Below are 863 nucleotides of genomic sequence, written 5' to 3' on the forward strand. Positions count from 1 at the left end.
CGTGACGGCCATCCTGCACAGAAGCTCGACATCGAAGGTATTGTCGCCGACGGTGAAGGCGGTTTCTGGCTGGCCAATGAAGGCGATCCGGCAAAGCTCGTCCCGCACGCTATCCTGCGCGTCGATGACAAGGGCGAGATCAAGCAGGAAATCGGCTTCCCGGTGGACCTGCTCGCCCACCAGACCCGCTGCGGCCTCGAAGTCGTCACCACCATCGGCGAGGGCGACGACCTGACGCTGGTAATGGCGGTGCAGCGCGAATGGGCCGACGATCCGAAGAACCAGGTCAAGCTGTTGGCCTACAAGCCGAAGGCCAAGGAATGGTCGGCGGTGCGCTACCCGCTCGAAGCGACCGAAGCTGGCTGGATGGGGCTGTCGGAGATCACCGCGCATGACGGCAAGCTCTATATCCTCGAACGCGACAACCAGATCGGCGACCTGGCCAAGGTGAAGCGCGTCTATTCGGTGGCGCTCGATGCTTTCAAACCTGCCAAGCTCGGCGGCGAACTGCCGCTGGTCGAAAAGACGCTGGTGCGCGACATCATCGGCGACCTGAAATCAGCCACCAACGGCTATGTCAACGACAAGGTCGAAGGTTTCACCATCGACAGGAACGGCGACATCTTCGTCGCCACTGACAATGACGGCGTCGACGATTCTTCCGGCGAAACGCTGTTTCTGCGCCTGGGCAACATCAGCGCCGTGAACTGAGGCTGTTTCCCCCTGGGGAGGGTCGATCCGCGAAGCGGATCGGGGTGAGGTCGCGTCGGCAGCGCGACTTCTTCCCTGACGGACAACGCCCCACCTGGCCAACAGCCGCAGCGAAGATGCTGCGGCTGTTTCGTTGGCGACATGCGTGGCGG

1 protein-coding gene is annotated in these 863 nt (G+C 62.5%); it reads left to right on the top strand.

Annotated features, from left to right (window positions below):
* On the top strand, positions 1-711 hold a 711-nt coding region (locus tag EOA85_RS36295), incomplete at its 5' end, for an esterase-like activity of phytase family protein (RefSeq protein WP_164760183.1).
* Positions 712-863: the final 152 nt, after the last annotated feature.

The sequence above is a fragment of the Mesorhizobium sp. M5C.F.Ca.IN.020.29.1.1 genome, assembly GCF_003997375.1.
Lineage (GTDB): Bacteria > Pseudomonadota > Alphaproteobacteria > Rhizobiales > Rhizobiaceae > Mesorhizobium > Mesorhizobium wenxiniae.